Raw genomic sequence first — 21922 nt, 5'->3', positions numbered from 1 at the left:
ACCTTTTGTCCTCTGCAACGGCGCCGCACTCCGGCGCCGTACTCCCCAAGGAAAGGCCCCTGAGCCCTCGCCGCTCACGCCCTCCTTCATCTCTGCAAAGGATGTGCATATGCCCGACAGCCCGCCGGCCGCCCTTAACAATCGGCCCCCCAGCACCTATGAGTTACTGACCCAACTGACCTCCGGCCCCACCAGCCGGGAAGTCGCCGCCGTCACACTGCGAGCGGCGCTTAAAGCGTTGTACCCGACCCTGGACATCGACCCGGACCTGGCCATGGTCGTCACGCCGGATTGGCGCATCGTCGACGATCAGGTGGTACCCGGCCCGGCCTATGCCACATCGCTCACCTCGGTGCTGGCGCGCCAGACACTGACCCCGGAGCCGGTGATCTACCTCGACGGCGAACACTTCCTGACACTGCAACCCAACGCCCAGCCCCCCGTGCATCTGCCGGTAAAAATCGATGCCATTGCGCGCATGATCAACGAGCTGTCCGAACTGATGCTCTTTGCCTTCCAGGAGCAGTACCTGAAGTACTGGAACGCCTCCAACGGCATGGCCGGGCCGCGCTGGAGAGTGTTCGCCCAATCGCTGCGCAAGGTGTGGAATGTGACGACGCAAGAGGGCTGGGACGAACACGATTGCGCCATGGCGCGGTCGTTGTTCCATTTTCCGGAGCTGGCCACACGCTCCGCCCAGGACCGCTACAACACCCACGCCTATCTGATCGACATTGATGCGCTGCAAGGTAGCCAGACCGCTCACGTCGCCCTTATGGACATGGCCGTGCTGATTGGCGAGCACGAGCAGGGCCAGCGAATCCTGGTGTATTCGCTGGTCAACGGCTACGAAAAATTCGATTCGCTCGAACAACTCGGGAAACAACTGCCCGACCGCCTGAAGATGTGGTCCAACGAGGTGAGCCTGCAGTGGCGACTGTACGAACCGCCGGGCAATTTCTTCGACAGCCTGGCCGGCGCGCTGATTGCGCTGCAGTTGGAAGCGATCGGCGCGATCGACAGGGACGAACGCAAAGCGATCAACACTGCCGCCGTCGCCACCCCTCCCATCGCAGTGGCCAGCGTCCTGCCGGTGGTCGAGGATTTGAGCAACCACACGTTATCCAATATCCGTGACATCCACGAGCGGTTGCCCGATTGGCTGGCCCAGGCCTCGGACCTGGATATTTCCACCTACAGTCGCTACGTGATCGATCTTGCCGAACTGCATACCCTCCAGCATGGCTTGTGCTTCAACGACGGCATCGCGCCGATCCGCGAATACGCCCGCGATCAGTTGCAGCGCGAGATTCGCACGCATGCCCAGGGCGCGAGCATTAACGTGGAGAAGCTCGCGGTCCGCATCGAAACCCCGGTGGTCTGGGGAAGCACATTCATCGTGCCCACCGCGCCGGACATCACCCGCCACAACGTGATCGACCTGGCCCTGGAAAACCTCACCGGCCTGCCGACTGGCCAGCCCAGTGTGCTTTATAACGGCGGCGCGGCCCCGTCGTGGCTGTCGTACACCTACCTGAAGGGCGTGATTGAAAAACTCGATATCGGCCAGCACTACCCGGCGCTGATCAAACGCACGTTGCTCGAGGACGCGGTCCAATCCAAGGCCCGACAAACCCTCTACACCACCCATTTGCGTGTGCAACTGCCGCTGTTGGCGCTGCAACTCAAGATTCGCCGGCAATACGGTGTCGATGAACGCGGGGCACGCTATGTCGCTGCCGTGATGCAGGACGAGGTGCCCGGGCGACGCGTCGACGGGCAGGAAATCGTGATTTGCCCCCTGGCATTCCTGCCGACCTTGCGCCCTGGCAATGAGCAGGACGTGGTCGCCAATATGTTCGTGATCGGCCCCAAGGACGCCGCCGCCGGCCCCTGCCTGCTGTACCGTCCCCTGCTGGAGCCGACGCTGCTGCAATACCCGTCACGGCAAAACCTGCTCTATGCCATCAAACACACGCGCCCGCTTCGCGACTCGGTATTGGCCTGGCTGCCGGAGGCGGCGCGCTTCAACTACGCGCAGTATGTGTTCCCGGATAAGTGGCCATCGCCGTGGACGGTCATCCGAGGGCTGGTCGAGCCGCAGGTCATGGTGTACATGAGCGGCCCCATCACCCTGAGCGATCAGGGACTGGGCACCGATCCCCTGGCCGCGTTGTTCAAGGCCAATGCCGAGGCGATGGTCGAACTGGCGAGCAGGCAGTCGGTCGCCAATACGCAAAAACGCTGGGCCACCCTGCGCCAGACGGGCTGGCAAATCTTCAATGCGACTTTGCCGTTCCTGGGCCGCACCGCCGGGATCGCCGCCTGGATCTGGCAGATCATGGATGACTTGCAGGACATCGCACAGCAGGACAGCCCCGAGCCTGACCCCAAAGGCACCTGGACAGCCCAGGTCGACCTGCTGCTCAACCTGGGCATGGCCCTGGTGCTGCACGCGGCCTTGCGCCACGCCCCGGTCGAAAAACCCAGCGAAAAAACCGGGTTGGAAACAGAATCGCCAGCGGTCGAGCCGGCCGAAAATAATCTGCCGTCGCCCAGCGAAACCGTCGTGGCCCGGCAGGCGAATGTACCCGGCACCGAGTTGCCGAGCCAGCACCAGGGCCTGCTGAACGTGCGTGGCGCGATCCCCACTGACCGTCCCAGCCTGGAGGCCACGCTGGACAGCTTCAAAATCGACAGGCCCGCCGGCCTGGAGCCCCAGGTCACAGAGCCCGGTATCTATCTGCACCTCTACCCGCGCGCCCGGAAATGGTATGCCGTGGTCGGTGCGCGCTGGTTCGAGGTCAGCGTGGACGAGGGCGATAGTGTGGTCGTCATCGACCCCAAAGACAGCACGCGGATCGGCCCCGTGCTGCTCAACAACCGAGCGGGCCAATGGTTCGTGGACACGCGCCTGCGCCTGCGCGGCGGTGGCTTCAGAAACCGGCGCAAGGCCGTGCAGACCCGCAACGCGTCGCGCATCGACGAGCTGCGCCGGCAGCTCAACGCGTTCGATGCCGATGAGCGCGGCAAGCAGTCGGAAATCGCCAGCGCACACGCGTCGATAGGCGATGAGGCCGGCCCGTCCACCGAGTCGCGTCGCCAGAGCTTCATCGACAAGGTCGACGCCCGCGTGGTGGACTACGACGTTCCGATCCGCCAGCTCAGGTCGCTCGCCATCATCGACACCGTGCCCAACTACCAAAGCTCCATGATCGACTATCTGCACAAACAGCTGCTGTTGACGCGCTCCGCCATCAACCAACGCTTGCCGCTGTTCAGTGAAACCCTGGAAAGCACTGTCCAAACGCTTGAAGCGGTCGCCGACATCGATGCCAAGGCCCAGGCAGAAACCGCCCAGGCCATGTCGGACATGACGGCCGATATGATCCGGCGCATGGAATACGTGGAGACCCGTTTTCGCGAACTGGAAACACTGGGCATCGAAGGCAACAAGGTCATCCAGACCACCCAGCACGCCATGCCCAGGCTCAAGTTGCGCGACCTGAAAGCGTTTCGAATCACCCTGGCCCGCTACCTGTGCGTCCGCGAAGGCGCCGGCGAAGCGTTCGAGACGGCACGGGCCCTGATCGACACGATTGTCGAAGCCGCCGAGCTGCCCATTCAAAGCTGCACGCAGGCGCTGACCGACAGCGCCATCCGCTCGTTGGAGGACCGAATCGAGGTGCTCAACAGCCTGGTCGATCAATTTGCCATCGTCGACCAGCGCCTGCTGGACCTGCATGCCGAGTACCCCGAGCAGGTGCAACGCGAGCCCCTGGAGGCGCTGCGCCAGCAGATCGACGAATTCAACCAGCAGGTGGTTCGCGAACTGGCCCTGTTGCTCAGGGAAAGCAGAGCCCTGGAGCCCAAGCCCGGCAGCTCGAAGACCGCGTCGCCACCCAAGCGCAAAATCATCAAGACGCGCTTCAACGGCGTGGTGGTCGGTGAGCCGCGCGCCGCCGAAGCCGGGCTGGTGGATGTCAAGGCGCCGCTGACCGGCAAGGTCATCGCGACCTTCCATGAGAAAGAGCCTGGGGTGTGGGTCGAACGCGCCAGCCATCCTTCCCTGCCGCGCCCCTCCCAGGCGGTCGACCTCGACGTGAGCCTCAACGAAGGCGACCAGTTGCTGCAGAACGAACCGGCCGCGACCTTGCGGACCCTGGGCCACTCAAAAAAGGCCGGGCGCATTCCGGTGGAAATCGAGGAGATGTTCCATCAGTACGCCGCACGCATGGAACGCGCGGTCAGCCGCATCGAAGAAGCCTTGACCCAACGCAATCTGACCGAGAGCGATCGCCCTTCTGCGGCGTCGACCAACAAGCAGCTCAACGACGCCGCGCAGCACCTGTATGAACTGGGCACGACGACCCGGATCAGCATGACCAAGCAGCAACCGCCCACCGCGGCACGGGTGGAGTGGCTGTTCGACCAGGGGCTGGTGAGCATTGCCAAGGTCGTCACCCGGCGGCGCTTGAAGGGACCGGGCAAAGACTTTCTGGATGAGTACGAGATACGTGACCATCAAACCCACAACGTGCTGTGGTATGCCCACTTTCACTACCCCTCGGCGCAAGCGGCCGCCGAGGAGTACCTGGCCGGGCACCTGAAAACGCGCGAACAACAGAAGCAAGGGGGAAGCCTGCAACGCACCGGGTTGAACGACCGCGACCAGATCGCGATTTACCGCAGTCAGATCGGCTCGAAACTCGCCAGATCGCTGTTTTTTGACAACTGACCCGGCGGCTCTTCGACGCTCCAGGCCTTGCGCAACCGCGCCAACGCGTCGGCAATCGCGGCTTCAGGCACGGCGGCGAACCCCAGCACCAGGCCGGCGCGTTGATCCGCCGGGGTGGTGGAGTGCGCCAGCCAGTAACTGCTCAAACCGTTGACCTCGACGCCCACGGCGCGGGCCTGCTCCAGCAGTTGCTGCTCGCGCGCCAGGCTGTTCACGCGCACGGTCATGTGCAGCCCCGCCGCGACGCTGGGTAACTCGTCCAGCCCCGGCAGGCCGCGCGGCCAACCGGCCAGCAAGGCATTGCGCCGACTCAACGCCGCCCGGCGCATACGGCGGATATGCCGCTGGAAGTGCCCGGCCGCCATGAACTCGGCCATCACCGCCTGGGTGCTGACTTCCGAATGGCGCATGTCGACGGCGCGGCGCTGGGAGAACGCATCGACCAGCCCCGGCGGCAACACCAGATAGCCCAGGCGCAACGCTGGGAACGCCACCTTGCCGAAGGTGCCGACGTAGAGCACACGCCCATGCCGATCCAGCGCCGCCAGCGGTGCCAGGGGGGCGCCGCTGTAGCGGTATTCGCCGTCGTAGTCGTCTTCGACGATCCAGCCACCCTTGCGCTCGGCCCAGGCCAGCAGTTCCAGACGCCGCGCCAGGCTCATCACCACGCCCAGCGGGTATTGATGGGACGGGGTGACGTACGCCAGGCGGCAATCGCCCAAGCGGTCGAGGGCCTGGCAGTCGATGCCGTCGCTGTCCACCGGCACGCCATGCAGGCGCCCGCCGGCCAGGGCGAACGCATGGCCCGCGGCACGATAGCCGGGGTTTTCCACCGCCACCCCGTCGCCGGGCTCCACCAGCAACTGTGCACAAAGGCTGATGGCCTGCTGTGCGCCACTGGTGATCACAATTTGTTCAGCCGTGCACTGCAAGCCACGGGAACTGCGCAGGTAAGCCGCGATCAGCCCGCGCAGGCGCGCCTCCCCGGCCGGGTCGCCGTAGCACAGTTGTTGCAAGTCCGGTTTACGCCAGAAAGCCCCATTCAGCTTGGCCCACACCTCGAACGGGAACAGATCGAAGGCCGGCACGCCCACCCGAAAGGCCTTCGGCGGCCCCATCGGCGGCTGGGGCAGGTGGTTGTTTTCCAGGCGGTCCAAGGCTGCCCTGTGGATAACTTCCTGCGGCGAATTCACCGGCAAATCCAACCAATTTGTGGATAAGGCTGGGGATAAGCCTGTGTGTAACCCTGTGGATACTTTTGTGGATAGTTTTTTTGTGGTGGGCAATTGGGCGACGTAGGTGCCATCCCCGACGCGGCCTTCGATAAACCCCTCGGCGTACAACTGGTCGTAGGCGCGCACCACGCTGTTGCGGGAAATCGACAGCGCCGCAGCCAGGTCGCGGCTGGCTGGCAAGCGCGTGCCGCTCACCAGCCGTCCGTCCAGCACCCGTTGGCGCAGGGCTTCATAGAGTTGGCGCGTGAGGCCCTGGCGTCGGTCCAGTTCGATACCGGCAGGGTTGAAGGACAGTGGCGGCGAGACAGGCGACATATTGGACCTATGAAATTGGGCATAGATGGCTCTTACAACAGACCATTAGCCTGCCTAGGATGCAGGCATTCGCCAAGGAAAATATCCATGTACACACCCCGCGCCTTTGCCCTCGAAGACTTGCCCGAATTACAGCAGCTCATCCAGCACACGCGCCTGGCACAGCTGGTGACCTTTGGCGAGCAAGGCCTGCAAGCCAGCCACCTACCGCTGCTGCTCAACCCCGATGAAGGCCCCAACGGCACGCTTTACGGGCACCTGGCCAAAGCCAATCGGCAGTGGCAAGAGCTGCAGAACGGCGGCGAAGCCCTGGTGATCTTTGCCGGTGCCGACGCTTACGTCAGCCCGGCGTTTTACCCGGCCAAGGCCGAGCACGGCAAAGTGGTACCCACCTGGAACTACCTGGCAGTGCACGCCTACGGCAGCGCCGAGGTGTTCACCGACCCTGAGCGTCTGCTCAGGCTGGTCAGCGCCCTCACCGACCGCCACGAAGGCAAGCGCGCCGAACCGTGGAAAGTCAGCGACGCCCCGGCCGACTACATTGAAGGCATGCTCAAGGCCATCGTCGGCTTCGCCCTGCCGATCGAACGCCTGATCGGCAAACGCAAACTCAGCCAGAACCGCAGCGCGGCAGACATTGCCGGCGTACGCGAAGGTCTGGCCGCCAGCGCCGATGTCCGCGACCAGACCCTCGCCCGCTTTATTCCTCAAGGAGCTTGCACATGAGCCCGATCGACATCCGCCCGGTGACCGCCGCCGACCACGCCGCCTGGCTGCCGTTGTGGCAGGCGTATTTGACCTTCTACAACACCGAACTGCCGGACGCGGTGAGCCAGAGCACCTGGCAACGCCTGATCGATCCTCAGGAGCCGACCCATTCAGCGCTGGCCTGGCAAGACGGCAAGGCGGTGGGCATGGTCAACTTCATCTACCACCGCTCCAACTGGAGCATCGAGAACTCCTGCTACCTGCAGGACCTGCTGGTGGACCCGGCCCAACGGGGCACCGGCATCGGCCGCAAACTCATCGAATTCGTCTACGCCAGCGCCAAGGCCGACGGTTGCTGCAAGGTGCACTGGCTGACCCACGAAACCAACGCCACCGCGATCCAGCTCTATGAGCGCATCGCCGAACGCCCGGGTTTCATCCAATTTCGCAAAGGCCTTTAAGGAGCACAGCATGTCCACTTCCCTCGCCGACTGGAAAGGCGCCCCGGCGCCCACGGCTGAACGGCTCGACGGGCGCTTTATCCGCCTGGAAAAACTCGATCCGGCGCGCCACGCCGAGCAACTGTGGCAAGCCCTCGAAGGCCCCGGCGCCGACCCCAAATTGTGGGACTACTTGCCTTACGGGCCGTTTGCCGAACGCGCCGCGTTCGATGCCTGGCTGAACAACCACGCAGCCCATACCGACCCGTATTTTTTCAGTGTGATCGACCGCGCCAGCGGCGAGGTGCAAGGCATCCTCAGCCTGATGTCCATCGTTCCGGCCCAGGGCCGCATCGAAATCGGCCACGTCACCTTCGGCGCACCGATGCAGCGCTCGCCGAAAAGCACCGAGGCGGTGTACCTGCTGGCCAAGTACGCGTTCGAGCAGGGCTACCGTCGCCTGGAATGGAAGTGCAACAACGGCAACGCCCGCTCCAAATACGCGGCCGAACGCCTGGGATTCAGTTTTGAAGGGGTGTTCCGCCAGCACATGGTGGTCAAGGGGCAGAACCGCGACACGGCGTGGTACTCGATCATCGACGTGGAATGGCCGACGGTGGAGGCAGGGTTTGAAGCCTGGCTGTCCGAGGCCAATCAGGCCGGTTCCGGGCAGTTGAAGAGCCTGGCGGAGTGTCGCCGCCAGGCGTCTTGAGGCTTAACCGAGCTGCCGGGCCAGCACCGCAATGTGCTCCGGCCCGATCCCGCAGCAACCGCCCAGGTGCGTGGCGCCGCGCGCCTGCCAGTCGGCCGCCCAGTGCAGGTAGCCCGGCGGGTCGAGGTCGTCGCGCAGCGGGTCCAGGCCATCGTTGGCCGTAGCTTCCTTGGGCTGTGGCGGGAAGGCGTTGGCATAGGCGCCGATGTGGATCGCCACCCCCAGCCGCTCGAAGGTCTGGCGGGCGGCGTCGATCGCGGCGCCGATCACTTCCGGCTGGCTGCAGTTGAACAGCAGCACCTGCACGCCCAACTGCGCCGCCGCCTCGGCCGCGTCCGCCACCGGCTCGCCGGAGCGCAGGCGCGGGACGTCGTCGGTGTCTTCGTCTTTCAAGGTAAACGACAGCCAGAACGGCTTGCCGTCCTGTGGCAGGCCGGCATGAATCGCCCGTGCCTCGGCAATCGAACTCTGGGTTTCCGCCAGCCACAGGTCGACATAAGGGGCCAGGCCTTGCACCAGGGGTGTCAGCAGCTCCGACACGCGCTGGGGCTCGAACAGGTCGGGGCGATACGAGCCGAATAACGGCGGCAACGAACCGGCCACCCGCACGGCTTTGCCGCTGGCATCCACCGCACGACGCGCCAATTCACCCGCCAGCGCCGCCAGGGCCTGGCCTTCGGCAGCGAAGCGCGCCTCACCGATATGGAACGGCACCACCGCGTAACTGTTGCTGGTGATCACGTCGGCACCGCTGTCGATATAGGCCGCATGCACCGCCTCCACCGCTTGCGGCGCTTCGCTCAAGGCCAGCGCCGACCACTCCGGCTGCCGGAAGGGCGCACCGCGGCGTTGCAGTTCACGGCCCATGCCGCCGTCCAGGATGACTGTGCTTTTTGCGCCCATATACTTTTTACTCATAAGCTTATGAAAATAACTCACTATGAGAGTCGTTCTTATAACTATTTAATACGTTCCATTCGGTTCATAACAACTTCTTTTTTTATTCGGGTGTCCACTTTGAAACTTAAACCGCTACTGGCCCTGGGCCTGACGATTCTGGCTGCCTCCACCCAAGCCTTCGGTGGCGCGACCCTGGACCGGATTGAGAAGAAGAAAGAACTGGTGGGCGTGCTGATGGAAAGCTACCCGCCGTTCTCGTTTCTCAACGAGCAAAACCAGCTCGACGGCTTCGACGTCGATGTCGCCAAGGCCGTGGCGCAAAAGTTGGGTGTGAAGCTGCGTCTGGAAACCCCGTCCTGGGACGTGATCGCCGCCGGGCGCTGGAGTGGCCGCTACGACATTTGCATCTGCTCCATGACCCCGAGCAAGGCCCGCGCCGAAGTGTTCGATTTCCCGGTGGAGTACTACGCGTCTCCGGCCGTGATCGTGGTCAACGCCAAGGATGATCGCATCCACGGCGCAAAAGACCTGAGCGGCAAGAAGGTCGGCCTGACCAGCGCTTCCAGCTATGAGAGCTACCTGAACAAGAACCTGGTGATCGAAGGCGCTGAAGACACGCAGCTTCAGTACCCGTTCGAGAACGTGCAGATCGCCCCGTACGACACCGATAACGTCGCCTTCCAGGACCTCGGCCTGGGCGCCGGCGTGCGCCTGGACGCCATCCTCACCAACCTGGTCACCGCCCAGCCGCGTCTGAATCAGGACCCGCGCTTCAAGCTCGCCGGCGAGCCGCTCTACGCCGAGCCCAACTCGGTGGCCATCGAAAAAGGCGACGCCGAATGGGACGGCAAAGTGCGTGAAGTGTTTGCCCAACTGAAAAAGGACGGCACATTGAGCGCGCTGTCGCAGAAATGGATCGGCGCCGACATCAGCCAATGACACCGTCCAAACCACCCGTGCTGCAGAGACTGCTGGGCTTTCGCACGCGGCTCTACCTGACCTGGGCGGCATTGTTCGCCCTGTTCGCCAGCTTCTTCCTCAGCTTTGACCTGAAGTTCTCGATCATCCTCGACAAGCTGCCCAACCTGGTCGGCGTGCACCTGGCGCCCAACGGTTTCCTGCAAGGCGCGGCGTTGACGCTGTTTTTGTGCCTGTGTTCGATGGCCGCCTCGTCGGTGCTGGGCTTTATCACCGCCCTGGGGCGCTTGTCGAAAAGCGCCGTGGCCTTTGGCATCGCCAGCTTTTACGCGTCGTTTTTCCGCGGCACGCCGTTGCTGATCCAGATCCTGCTGATCTACCTGGGTTTGCCGCAACTGGGCCTGGTGCCAGGGGCGATCGTCGCCGGGATCATCGCGCTGTCGCTGAACTACGGCGCTTACCTGAGCGAGATTTTCCGCGCCGGCATTCTGGGCGTCCCCCACGGACAACGCGAAGCCGCCCTGGCCCTGGGCATGCGCGACAGTGCGATCTTCTGGCACGTCACCCTGCCCCAGGCGATGCGCACCATCATCCCGCCCGCCACCAACCAGTTCATCTCCATGCTCAAGGACTCGTCCCTGATCTCGGTGATGGGCGTGTGGGAAGTGATGTTCCTGGCGCAGTCCTACGGCCGCTCGAGTTATCGCTACATCGAGATGCTCACCACGGCCGCGATCATCTACTGGGTGCTGTCCCTGGGCCTGGAACTGATCCAGGCACGTATGGAGCGCCATTATGGCAAGGGGTATGTAAAACGGGGGTGAGGGCCCGGAAAATGGCAGCCAACCGCCACTTTAACGTGCACAGGCCACTGAGTTTTTTATCGCAGCAGACTAGAGACTTCTCCCGCGAGCAAGGGATGCTTGCCCTGACATTTATCCCCGCGCAGCCCGGCTAAATTCCCCCACCTCATACATCAAGAGGTGGGTTTACATGCCGCTCCTACAGAAACAACTCGCACTCGCCATCACCCTGTCCCTCGGCGCCGCTGGCGCTCAATACGCCCAGGCGCGAGGCGACATGGAGCCCGACAGCGAATGGCTCGAACAGTTGGCTGTGCCCAGTGAAAATAGGTATTTCGAGCCGGCCACCCCAGCACCTGAGGACTTCTACTTCGCCGACCGCGCGACGAGTCGCAACGGCCTGAGCGTCGCCCGTGTGCTGGACGCTGCGGTGGATGATCTGTTGACCTCGGACGAACTGAGCGATTGGGTAATAGACGAGCTTGAGGATTACGGCCAATACCTGGCCAGCCTGGAGCCAGGCCGCGTGGGTGCGCTGCTTGAACAGTTGGCGGGCAGCCACAACGCCAACCTCGGCACCGCCACCCAAAACAGCCTGAAGCCCTTGACCTCCGGCCTGCTGTCGGCCGTCCGCCAACTGGATAACGCCAGCGACGAGGCCGCCCGCGTGTGGGTGCAGGCCTTGGGCAGTGCCGGCACCCTCGATACGCAACACGGCAGCGCTGGCTTGAAGCAACGCCACCAAGGCCTGTTGCTGGGTGCCGACTGGGCCATCGACCACGCCTGGCGAATCGGCGTGGTGGGCGGCAAGTCGGGCGGCGACCTGAGCGCCAGGCGCTTCAAGGGCGAATTGGACAGCTGGCACGTGGGCGCTTATGCCGCGCGCCTGGACGGCCCGCTGGCGCTGCGCCTGGGTGCGCTTTACAGCCGCCATAGCGGGCAAAACAAACGCACGGTGGATTTCGACTTCCTCGATCAGCGCGAACACCTCACGGGCCAATACAAAGCCCGCAGCCAAAACGCCTTCGCCGAACTGGGCTATCAGGTGAACACCGCCGGCTGGCGCGCCGAGCCCTTTGCCGGGCTGGGCTTTGAGCGTTATCAGCGCGACCGCTTTCAGGAAAAAGGCGGCTACAGCGCACTGAACGTCGGCGCACAGACCCAACAGAACCTCAGCAGCACCTTCGGCCTTCGCTTGGCTCACGACGTGACGCTGGGCAACCAAATGGTCCTCAAACCGCACCTGAGCACGCACTGGAAACACCTGTACGGGAACGTCGACAGCCGCGTGCGCCAGTCCTTCGCCTGGGAAAAACGCGAGGATTTCAACAGTGAGTTCACCATCGGCGGCACGCCCCTGGACCGTAACACCCTGGCGCTGCGCACCGGCCTGGACGTGGCACTGTCAGCCGAGCACAGCGTCGGCCTGGCCTACTCCGCCGAGTTCGGCAGCCAGAGCCGCAACCAGGGCGTGATGGGGCAGTGGGCCATGGCGTTCTGACGCGTCGAACCACCCGAACAGCCGGACCCAAAAGCCTGCAGCGATGCGGGCTTTTTTGTCTGGCCTGACCAGGGGTCACACCAGAGGCCCCCTGCTTAACCCTCATTCTCTTCTGACCAACCGTCGTCGCTTGCGCAAAAAACGTGCAAAGCCGCCTATGGGTCATCACCGCACAAAAGTCAGCCCAGAAACATTTTGGATTGCGGAAGTTTCATACGCACTTTCGAGGCCTTTCCTGCATCAATCTGTTTTTCTCCTTTGCTAGCGTGCTCGCATGTTTAAACACGCTTAAGGCCGACACCGCTCTGGCCTCACATTTTGTTTAGTCTTTCGTCTTAAGGATAAGCCCATGTTTGCGCCTGACCCTCCTGTGCACTTCACGCAGCAGGCCCCTTCTGTTCGCAACGGATTAAAGGGCTTGCGGCTCTTATGTATAAGCGTAATAACCTGGGCAGTTTCGGGCTGTTCACTCCTGCAAACCGAGAGTTTTAACTTCCAGGCCGAGTTGCCGGAAAACTTCACGATAAGTGCCACCACCTATTACGACGCCGCCTCGGGCGAGTCGTGTCCGGGGCATAAAGTGGTCAAAAGCGAACAACCCAAGGGCACACAACTGATTGAACTCAAGTTGCCACTCGCAGAAAGGGTGAAGGGGTGTTCCAGGGTGTTGAAAAGCGTTGTGCTGAATATCAAAGGGCAATGGGGCAAGCGGGAACTGGACATGAGTTTGGAAAGTGGCGCGCTATCCATCCGCGATGAACCCACTGAAACAACTCGCCCTTTTCCCGCGTCGGGGCCGCTGGTCTTTCAGGGCCAGTGCCAGTGGTTGTTTCGCACCTCGGGACCGAACCGGGTTATCAGGAAAATCCTCCAGTGTCGGGCACTCGACGCGAATGGCGTCGTCCAGAAACGCCTGGTGGGTGGATCGATGCTGCGCGAAGGGTTAGCGGGCAGGACCGTGAAGCTGGTGCTTAGTGTCGCGCAGAAGGAGAAGCCTTATTACAGAGGCTGGTGGCTCGAAACGCCCAAGGGCTGGAGACCCTGCACTGGTTTGTGGGGAACGAATAACGAAGAGTACTGCACCGAGCCATACAAGTTCCTTGAGTCTTTCAAAATGCCTGATGGCCGTGACTGCACCGTCTATCCCAACTGCACTGAATAGGGACATAAAACAATAGCTCGTATAAGCGCGCACCAGGAGAAAAATCAATATGAAACACATGCAACACTTTACTCGCCAATGCCTGCGAGCCGTATGTATAAGCGCAATGGCCTGGGCAGTTTCAGGCTGCTCACTGTTGCCAACCGAAAGTTTTAACTTCCAGGCCGAGTTACCGGAAAACTTCACGATAAGTGCCACTACTTATTATGACGCCGCCTCGGGTGAGTCGTGTCCGGGGCATAAAGTGGTCAAAAGCGAACAACCCAAGGGCACACAACTGATTGAACTCAAGTTGCCACTCGCAGAAAGGGTGAAGGGGTGTTCCAGGGTGTTGAAAAGCGTTGTGCTGAATATCGAAGGGCGATGGGGGCAGCGTGAACTGGATATGGATATGGACTCTGCCGGTTTATCAATCCGTGATGAACTTTCTGAAACAACTCAGCCTTTTCCCGCGACGGGACCACTGGTCTTTCAGGGCCAGTGCCAGTGGTTGTTTCGCACGATGGGACCGCATCGGTATATCGTCAAAATCCTCCAGTGCCGGGCGTTCGATGCGAATGGCGTCGTCCAGAAACGCCTGGCGGGTGGATCGATGCTGCGCGATGGGTTAGCGGGCAGGACCGTGAAGTTAGTGCTGGTGGAGGCGAAAGAGGAACGGCCGGCATTTGGTGATAGTTGGGTTAAGTTCCCAGCGGGTTGGAAGCGTTGCATGGGTAAAGGACCCAACGATTTTTATGGGTTTTGCCATGGAAAAACTACGGATTTCGTACCTTTCAAAATGCCTGACGGCCGTGACTGCACCGTCTATCCCAACTGCACTGAATAGGGACATAAAACAATAGCTCGTATAAGCGCGCACCAGGAGAAAAATCAATATGAAACACATGCAACACTTTACTCGCCAATGCCTGCGAGCCGTATGTATAAGCGCAATGGCCTGGGCCGTTTCAGGCTGCTCACTGTTGCCAACCGAAAGTTTTAACTTCCAGGCCGAGTTACCGGAAAACTTCACGATAAGTGCCACCACCTATTACGACGCCGCCTCGGGCGAGTCGTGTCCGGGGCATAAAGTGGTCAAAAGCGAACAACCCAAGGGCACACAACTGATTGAACTCAAGTTGCCACTCACAGCAAGGGTGAAGGGGTGCTCCAGGGTATTGAAAAGCGTTGTGCTGAATATCGAAGGGCAATGGGGCAAGCGGGAACTGGACATGAGTTTGGAAAGTGGCGCGCTATCCATCCGCGATGAACCCACTGAAACAACTCGCCCTTTTCCCGCGTCGGGACCACTGGTCTTTCAGGGCCAGTGCCAGTGGTTGTTTCGCACGATGGGACCGCATCGGTATATCGTCAAAATCCTCCAGTGCCGGGCACTCGACGCGAATGGCGTCGTCCAGAAACGCCTGGCGGGTGGATCGATGCTGCGCGAAGGGTTAGCGGGCAGGACCGTGAAGTTGGTACTGACGGAGGCGAAAGAGGAAGAGCCGTATTTTGGGCGGTCATGGCTGGAAACACCTAAAGGCTGGAAGCCCTGTATCGAAACCAAGGAAACGTTCCGCTGCCAAAATCCGCCAACTTTCACTGATTTCAAAATGCCTGACGGACGTGACTGCACCGTCTACCCCAACTGCACTGAATAAAGGACATTAAAAAATGAGCCGATATAAACCTATGGAAGATGAGGATAGGCCATTCTTTAACGGAAAGATGTTGGCCTGCCCATTAAACGGTCACTTTATTAGTTTTCAGTTGGTGGATGAGTTCGGTGATGGCAAACCTTATGCCGGCCTTGCCTATACCCTTCAAGACAGCGCAGAGCAACGTTATACGGGAAGGTTGAATGCCGATGGGTTTGCCAAAATTGAAAACTGCTATCGGGGACCTGTCGTATTAATGATGGATAGCAAATATCAAGGTGGCGCTGATACTTGGTATGAAAAGATCGTAGATAGAAAATTCTATCCACTCCCCATCACCGAACTCCAAGTTCGCGCCGAACAAACCCGCTTCTTTCACACAGACGGGCTCCCTCGCGAGCACAACCCCGCGCTAAAACCGGGAGATAAGTTCATCCAGGTCGAAGTGCGAGACCTGGTCAAACACAGCGCACATCTACCGCCACCGATTGTTGACCGTAAATACCCGCCCGAGGACATCCTGATAAGAGCGCTCAATGAGCTGAGGTTCAGTCCCGAACCCGTCGTGACGTTCGGTGTCGGGCTGTTATCGAACCGGCACACTGTGCTCCAGGTGCGCCCACTGCGGGCGTTCCGGCCCATGTTCTCGACCGACAACAAGTTCTGTGCCTTGAACCTCTACCAACTGGCGATCATGGCGAACTTGAGTTATTGCGATTTCGGCCAGCACCCCGCCAAAGACCCGGTGGACCGGGTGAGTTTTCCGTTGGACCCCAGCGTCGGTCACTTCTTTGGTGAAGCCCTTTCGAACTTCCGGGAAAGCTGGAAAGTGGACAATTCCCAATCGCCAGTTCACCGCTATTACCCCCTCTACGAAGAAGTGCCTTACTCGAAACGCTTCGAGATCTTGCCGTTCGATCCCACCCTGTATGAGCAAAACAAACCGGGCGAAGAACAGGAACATCCCGCCAAGCTGCACTTTTTCGATGACACCAGCACCCATTGGCTGAGCGCGAAGAGCACACAGGCGTTCATCACCCATCACGATGAGGTCATTCTGATCGCCATCCGTGGCACCCTGGAGTTGGCCGATTGGTGGCGTGACCTGGATGCGGAACAAGTGCCTTTTGAAGAGGGACAAGGCAAAGTTCATCGTGGCTTTTACGAGGCCTACAAGGCGTTGAAAAAATTTGTCCAAGACTATCTTTTTCGATTTTATATCGGGCAAAAAATCATCATCAGCGGCCACAGCCTCGGTGGCGCAATTGCATTGCTGCTGGCGGAAGCATTGCGATGCGATAAAGCTCAGAAATACGACATCCTCCTCTACACCTACGGCTCCCCCCGCGCCGGCGATGCCACCTTCGTCGCCGCTGCCGAACCGCTGGCGCACCACCGCACGGTGAACAACAACGACATGATCCCCAGCGTCCCCGCGCCGTGGATGAATGCACGACGAAACATCTGGATCCCGGGGTTCAAGTCCCTGTTCATTACCAACCCGGTGCTGGGCGCCTTGATCTTCGTCGCCGGCCTGGTGCGCGTCGGCGGCGCGCCTTATCAACACCACGGCAAGCTGCATCACTTCATGCTCGTGCCGTTCAACCCGAAGGAAATGTCATCGATTCTGTGGCAGCCGGGCTGCGACTCCATCGAGCAAGCCGCCTGCACCCGCGCGCTGGCCCAGGATGGCGACCTGCCCTACCGCGAGGGTTGGATCACCCAACTCATGAGCCTGGGCGACCACAGCATCCCGGGCGCCTATATCCCGTTGTCCTGGGTGACCCTGCGACGCTGGCAGCAAACCCAGGAAACCCGCGGGACGCTGGTCACTGACCGTGAATACGCCCTGTTGGAAAAGGCATTGAAGGCCATGCGCGCCAAGGTTCAGGATAAATCCTGGCACATGCACAACAGCCAGCGGGATCTCAACGACCCCGACTACCTGCAGGCGGAGGCGGACTTGTCCCGCGAGTCGGGCAAGCTTGTCGCCTCGCTGCAACGCCTCAGTCTGCTGAACGCAACCAAACTGACCCTGGCCAATGTGTACGGCAGCGCGGCGCAGTCGCCCACTTTTGACGTCGCGTTGGCGCGCTGGAAAGACCAGCGCGAGAACACCCAGCAGGTGCAGATTGCAATGATTCCCGAGCCGAACCGCGTCGAGGAAATGCTTGCGGGTACCCGCATCAAGCCTTATGTGCGGGACCTTGATTCGCTGATCTAGTGGCCGGGGTAAATTCCAGGCAAAAAAAGGGGAGCACCTGCTCCCCCGAGGATTAAACGGTTATGTCGAAGGCGGTATCAGCCTTCGATCTCAATCAGGATTTCGCCAGGATTCACCCGGTCGCCCTTGGCCACGTGAACGGCGGTCACCTTGCCGGCAATCGCAGCCTGCACTTCGGTTTCCATCTTCATCGCTTCGGTGATCAGTACCGCCTGGCCGGCCTTGACCACGTCACCTGGCTTAACCAGCACGTCGACGATATTGCCCGGCATCGCGGTGCTCACATGGCCCGGCTCGGTGGCTTGCTTGCGCTTGCTGCCGCCGCCGCTGACGAACTCGTTGAGCGGTTCGAACACCACTTCTTCAGGCATGCCGTCGATCGACAGGTAGAAGTGACGCTTGCCTTCAGCCTTCACGCCGACACCGGTGATGTCGACACGGTAGCTTTCGCCGTGTACGTCGATGACGAACTCGGTCGGCACGCCTTCGCCACCGACACGGGCCAAGCCGCCGGCTTCCGGGATCGGCAGCAACACTTCCGGCGTCAGGGTGCCGGCTTCGCGTTCTTCGAGGAACTTGCGGCCAATGTCCGGGAACATGGCGTAGGTCAGCACGTCTTCTTCGGACTTGGCCAGCGCGCCGATTTCACCGCGCAGCTTGGTCATTTCCGGCTTGAGCAGATCGGCCGGGCGGACGTCGATCACCTCTTCGCTGCCGATGGCCTGGCGACGCAGCTTCTCGTCCACCTTGCCCGGCGCCTTGCCGTAGCCGCCTTGCAGGTACAGCTTCACTTCGTTGGTGATGGTCTTGTAACGCGTGCCGGCCAGCACGTTGAAGAACGCCTGGGTGCCGACGATCTGCGAGGTCGGCGTCACCAACGGTGGGAAGCCGAGGTCTTCACGCACCCGTGGGATTTCGGCCAGCACTTCGTTCATGCGGTTGAGCGCACCCTGCTCTTTCAACTGGTTGGCCAGGTTGGAAATCATCCCGCCCGGTACCTGGTTGACTTGCACACGGGTGTCGACGGCGGTGAATTCGCTTTCGAACTGGTGATACTTCTTACGCACGGCGTAGAAGTACAGGCCGATTTCCTGCAGCAGTTCCAGGTCAAGACCGGTGTCGAATTCGCTGCCTTTAAGGGCGGCGACCATCGACTCGGTACCTGGATGGCTGGTGCCCCAGGCGAAGCTGGAGATCGCGGTGTCGATGTGGTCGGCACCGTTTTCGATGGCCTTGAGTTGGCACATCGCGGCCAAGCCTGCGGTGTCATGGGAGTGGATGAACACCGGCAGGCTTTGCTCGGCCTTCAACGCCTTGACCAGTTCGCCGGTGGCGTACGGGGTCAGCAGGCCGGCCATGTCCTTGATCGCCACCGAGTCGCAGCCCATGGACTCCATTTGCTTGGCCTGGGCCACAAACGCGTCGATGGTGTGCACCGGGCTGGTGGTGTAGGCGATGGTGCCCTGGGCGTGCTTGCCGGCGGCTTTCACCGCTTCGATGGCCACGCGCAGGTTACGCACGTCGTTCATGGCGTCGAAGATGCGGAACACGTCGATACCGTTGACGGCGGCCTTGGCGACGAAGGCTTTGACCACGTCGTCGCTGTAGTGGCGGTAGCCCAGCAGGTTCTGGCCGCGCAGCAGCATTTGCAGGCGGGTGTTAGGCAACGCGGCGCGCAGTTTGCGCAGGCGCTCCCACGGGTCTTCTTTCAGGAAGCGCACGCAGGCGTCGAAGGTTGCGCCGCCCCAGACTTCCAGGGACCAGTAGCCGACTTTGTCGAGCTTGTCGCAGATCGGCAGCATGTCGTCGGTGCGCATGCGGGTCGCCAGCAACGATTGGTGAGCGTCACGCAGGATGGTGTCGGTGACAAAGATCTTCTTGCTCATTGTTATATTCCTCACAGGCCTGCGTGGGCGGCGATGGCGGCGGCGATGGCCAGGGCCAGCTCTTCGGGTTTGCGCTTGATCGAGTAGTTGGTCAGCTCAGGGTGGCTTTCCACGAAACTGGTGTTGAACTGGCCGCTGCGGAATTCCGGGTTGCGCAGGATTTCCTGGTAGTAGGCGGCGGTGGTCTTCACGCCTTGCAGGCGCATGTCATCCAGGGCACGCAGGCCGCGGTCCATGGCTTCTTCCCAGGTCAACGCCCACACCACCAGTTTCAGGCACATGGAGTCGTAGAACGGCGGGATGGTGTAGCCGGTGTAGATCGCCGTGTCGGTACGCACGCCGGGACCGCCGGGCGCGTAGTAACGGGTGATCTTGCCGAAGCTGGGCAGGAAGTTGTTCTTCGGGTCTTCGGCGTTGATGCGGAACTGCAACGCGAAACCACGGTGCTGGATGTCTTCCTGTTTCACCGACAGCGGCAGGCCCGAAGCGATACGGATCTGCTCGCGGACGATGTCGATCCCGGTGATTTCTTCGGTGATGGTGTGTTCCACCTGCACCCGGGTGTTCATCTCCATGAAGTACACCTCGCCCTCGGCGAGCAGGAACTCCACGGTACCGGCGTTCTCATAACCCACGGCCTTGGCGGCGCGCACCGACAGGTCGCCGATGTAGGCACGCTGTTCAGGGGTCAGCTGGGGGCTCGGGGCGATTTCGATGAGCTTCTGGTTACGACGCTGGATCGAGCAATCGCGCTCGAACAAATGCACCACGTTGCCAAAGCTGTCACCGAGGATCTGCGCTTCGATGTGCTTGGGATTGACGATGCATTTTTCCAGGAACACTTCCGCCGAACCGAAGGCCTTGGTGGCTTCGGAAATCACCCGGGGGAAGGCTTGTTCCAATTCTTCACGGCTGTTGCAACGACGAATGCCGCGACCGCCACCACCGGAGGTGGCCTTGAGCATCACCGGGTAACCGATGCGGTCGCCTTCGGTGAGGGCTTCGGCGATGTCGGCGACGTTGCCTTCGGTGCCGGGGGTGACCGGGACGCCCGCCTTGATCATGCTGCGGCGCGCTTCGGTCTTGTCGCCCATGCGGCGGATCACTTCAGCCGACGGGCCGATGAACTTGATCCCACGTTCGGCGCAGATGTCTGCCAGTTCCGCGTTTTCCGACAGAAAACCGTAGCCGGGGTGCAACGCATCGCAACCGGTTTCCACCGCCAGGTTCACCAGCTTGCGCGGGTTCAGGTAACCGGCCAGGGGCTCGGCACCGATGCTGTGGGCTTCGTCCGCACGTTTGACATGCAATGCATGGCGGTCGGCGTCGGAATAGACCGCGACCGAGCGAATGCCCATCTCGGCGCAAGCGCGCACGATTCGTACGGCAATCTCACCACGGTTGGCGATCAGGATCTTTTTTATCACTTGGAAATTCCCTTGAGCCGATTGCTGCGTTCTTCGACCCGCTAGACCCGGGTCGGCGCGTGACTAAATGTTTCAAGCCAGTCGCGAGGCACACACTAAGCCCGTGAAGGGATTAACAAAAATCAATAATTATTGGGTCGTGCATAAGTAAAGACTTATAGTTGGCCGGACGACCTGGGGCGGGAGGCTTAAAATAATGCGTAAGTCATTGATGCGTATGACGTTGCGTCAATTGCAGATCTTCAATGAAGTGTGTGATTTACGTTCCTACAGCCGTGCGGCCGAAGAAATGTCTCTCACACAACCGGCTGTCAGCCTACAAATTCGGCAGTTGGAAGAGCTGGTCGGCCAGCCGTTATTCGATTACGTCGGCAAAAAACTCTATATGACCGAAGCCGCCGAAGCCTTGCAGCGGGCCAGCCGCGACATCTTCGGGCGTCTGGAAAACCTCGATATGCAGTTGTCGGACATGCAGGGTTCGCTACAGGGCCAGTTGAAGCTGGCGGTGGAGTCCAGCGCCAAATACTTCGTCCCCCACCTGTTCGCCGCCTTCAAGCGCCAGCATCCGGAAGTGCAACTGCACTTGACCGTGGTCAACCGCGCCCAGGTGATTCGCAGGCTGTCGGACAACCGCGACGACCTGGTGATCATGTCCATGGTGCCTCAGGACATGGGCCTGGAATTCCTGCCGTTCCTGAACAACCCGATTGTGGCGGTGGCGCCGGCGGATCACCCGCTGAGTCATCAAGGACCGCTGCACCTCAAGGATCTGGAACCTTACACCCTGCTGCTGCGCGAGCCGGGTTCCGGGACGCGGATAGCGTGCGAGGAGTACTTCAAGGAAAAGCGCGTGCACTTCACCCAAACGGTGGAAGTGGCTTCGGCCGAGGCACAACGCGAGTGCGTATGCGCCGGATTGGGCGTGGCCTTGCTGACGCGCCACGCCGTCAACCTGGAGCTGGCCACCGGCGGGCTCAAGGAGCTGCCGGTGGAAGAACTGCCGCTGTACCGCAGTTGGTGCCTGGTGCAAGCCAAGGCCAAGCGCCTGTCACCGGTGGCCCATGCGTTCCTGGGCTTTATCCGCAGCGAGCGGCTGCAGATCAGCGCGTTGGCTGAGCGCTTCGCTGGGCAGCCGCGGGTGCCTGCCAGTGCAGTTCGGGGTAGTCCGTGATGCTCTGGAGCAGTTGGCGCTGATCACAGCGATCTTCGATTGCGCGACGGAACGCCATGCGGCGCTGGTCTTCCTGCTGACGACGGGTTTTGACGGAGCTGTTGCTGTCTTCGTAGGGCCGGGCCATTTGGAGTCTCCCAATGCG

At 61.2% G+C, this 21922-nt stretch carries 17 protein-coding genes; 12 read left to right on the top strand and 5 right to left on the bottom strand.

What is annotated here, in order from left to right; translation table 11 throughout:
- The first annotated feature begins 109 nt into the window (after nt 1-109).
- Complete coding sequence (locus tag ACLH0J_RS04260) at nt 110-4738, top strand: dermonecrotic toxin domain-containing protein (protein WP_411390995.1); 4629 nt, start codon at nt 110-112, stop codon at nt 4736-4738.
- Here ACLH0J_RS04260 and ACLH0J_RS04255 read toward each other — a convergent pair.
- Complete coding sequence (locus ACLH0J_RS04255; protein WP_411390994.1) at nt 4693-6288, bottom strand: PLP-dependent aminotransferase family protein; 1596 nt, start codon at nt 6286-6288, stop codon at nt 4693-4695. The two genes, ACLH0J_RS04260 and ACLH0J_RS04255, sit on opposite strands and share 46 nt — an antisense overlap.
- Nucleotides 6289-6375: 87 nt before the next feature.
- Here ACLH0J_RS04255 and ACLH0J_RS04250 point away from each other — a divergent pair, with 87 nt between their 5' ends.
- Genes ACLH0J_RS04250 through ACLH0J_RS04240 form a run of 3 tightly spaced genes read left to right on the top strand, consistent with a single transcriptional unit; the run spans nt 6376 to nt 8148 of the window.
- Nucleotides 6376-7014 carry an FMN-binding negative transcriptional regulator gene (locus ACLH0J_RS04250; protein WP_411390993.1) on the top strand — a complete coding sequence of 213 codons (639 nt, stop codon included), beginning with the start codon at nt 6376-6378 and terminating at the stop codon, nt 7012-7014.
- A complete protein-coding gene (locus tag ACLH0J_RS04245) occupies nt 7011-7457 on the top strand; it encodes an N-acetyltransferase family protein (protein WP_411390992.1) in 447 nt (148 codons plus the stop codon). Before ACLH0J_RS04250 ends, ACLH0J_RS04245 begins: the two co-directional genes overlap by 4 nt.
- Nucleotides 7458-7467: 10 nt before the next feature.
- Nucleotides 7468-8148, top strand: coding sequence for a GNAT family N-acetyltransferase (locus ACLH0J_RS04240; RefSeq protein ID WP_411390991.1), 681 nt, complete (start codon nt 7468-7470; stop codon nt 8146-8148).
- A gap of 3 nt (nt 8149-8151) precedes the next feature.
- Here the strand turns inward: ACLH0J_RS04240 and ACLH0J_RS04235 are convergent, their stop codons facing one another.
- Nucleotides 8152-9051, bottom strand: a complete 900-nt coding sequence (locus tag ACLH0J_RS04235; RefSeq protein WP_411390990.1) for a homocysteine S-methyltransferase family protein — start codon at nt 9049-9051, stop codon at nt 8152-8154.
- A 114-nt stretch (nt 9052-9165) separates the two neighbouring features.
- On the opposite strand from ACLH0J_RS04235, the gene ACLH0J_RS04230 reads away from it, so the two are divergent.
- The 7 genes from ACLH0J_RS04230 (at nt 9166) to ACLH0J_RS04200 (ending at nt 17293) form a co-directional block, all read left to right on the top strand.
- Nucleotides 9166-9987, top strand: a complete 822-nt coding sequence (locus ACLH0J_RS04230) for an ABC transporter substrate-binding protein (protein ID WP_411390989.1) — start codon at nt 9166-9168, stop codon at nt 9985-9987.
- Nucleotides 9984-10790: an amino acid ABC transporter permease gene (locus ACLH0J_RS04225; RefSeq protein WP_010566917.1), complete on the top strand. Its 807-nt coding sequence runs from the start codon at nt 9984-9986 to the stop codon at nt 10788-10790. Before ACLH0J_RS04230 ends, ACLH0J_RS04225 begins: the two co-directional genes overlap by 4 nt.
- Nucleotides 10791-10959: 169 nt before the next feature.
- Complete coding sequence (locus ACLH0J_RS04220) at nt 10960-12270, top strand: autotransporter domain-containing protein (RefSeq protein WP_411390988.1); 1311 nt, start codon at nt 10960-10962, stop codon at nt 12268-12270.
- A 349-nt stretch (nt 12271-12619) separates the two neighbouring features.
- Nucleotides 12620-13432 (top strand): hypothetical protein, encoded by an 813-nt coding sequence (locus ACLH0J_RS04215; protein ID WP_411390987.1) that lies wholly within the window; start codon nt 12620-12622, stop codon nt 13430-13432.
- A gap of 49 nt (nt 13433-13481) precedes the next feature.
- Nucleotides 13482-14258 (top strand): hypothetical protein, encoded by a 777-nt coding sequence (locus tag ACLH0J_RS04210; protein WP_411390986.1) that lies wholly within the window; start codon nt 13482-13484, stop codon nt 14256-14258.
- Nucleotides 14259-14307: 49 nt separating this feature from the next.
- A complete protein-coding gene (locus ACLH0J_RS04205) occupies nt 14308-15072 on the top strand; it encodes a hypothetical protein (RefSeq protein WP_411390985.1) in 765 nt (254 codons plus the stop codon).
- Between the two features lie 13 nt (nt 15073-15085).
- A complete protein-coding gene (locus ACLH0J_RS04200) occupies nt 15086-17293 on the top strand; it encodes a lipase family protein (protein WP_411390984.1) in 2208 nt (735 codons plus the stop codon).
- Between the two features lie 77 nt (nt 17294-17370).
- On the opposite strand, the gene oadA is transcribed toward ACLH0J_RS04200, so the two are convergent.
- Nucleotides 17371-19179 carry a sodium-extruding oxaloacetate decarboxylase subunit alpha gene (gene oadA, locus ACLH0J_RS04195; protein ID WP_411390983.1) on the bottom strand — a complete coding sequence of 603 codons (1809 nt, stop codon included), beginning with the start codon at nt 19177-19179 and terminating at the stop codon, nt 17371-17373.
- 11 nt (nt 19180-19190) lie between these two features.
- Nucleotides 19191-20606, bottom strand: coding sequence for an acetyl-CoA carboxylase biotin carboxylase subunit (locus tag ACLH0J_RS04190; RefSeq protein WP_003213442.1), 1416 nt, complete (start codon nt 20604-20606; stop codon nt 19191-19193).
- A 196-nt stretch (nt 20607-20802) separates the two neighbouring features.
- On the opposite strand from ACLH0J_RS04190, the gene ACLH0J_RS04185 reads away from it, so the two are divergent.
- Entirely contained in the window at nt 20803-21777 is a 975-nt protein-coding gene (locus ACLH0J_RS04185) for a LysR family transcriptional regulator (RefSeq protein ID WP_411390982.1), read from the top strand.
- On the opposite strand, the gene ACLH0J_RS04180 is transcribed toward ACLH0J_RS04185, so the two are convergent.
- Nucleotides 21707-21904, bottom strand: a complete 198-nt coding sequence (locus ACLH0J_RS04180) for a PA3496 family putative envelope integrity protein (RefSeq protein WP_078834858.1) — start codon at nt 21902-21904, stop codon at nt 21707-21709. The genes ACLH0J_RS04185 and ACLH0J_RS04180 overlap by 71 nt on opposite strands.
- Nucleotides 21905-21922 lie beyond the last annotated feature (18 nt).

The sequence above is a fragment of the Pseudomonas sp. MPB23 genome, assembly GCF_046605395.1.
Taxonomy (GTDB): domain Bacteria; phylum Pseudomonadota; class Gammaproteobacteria; order Pseudomonadales; family Pseudomonadaceae; genus Aquipseudomonas.
The sequence above is the reverse complement of the archived record's forward strand: the minus strand, read 5'-3'. Positions and strand labels throughout refer to the sequence as shown.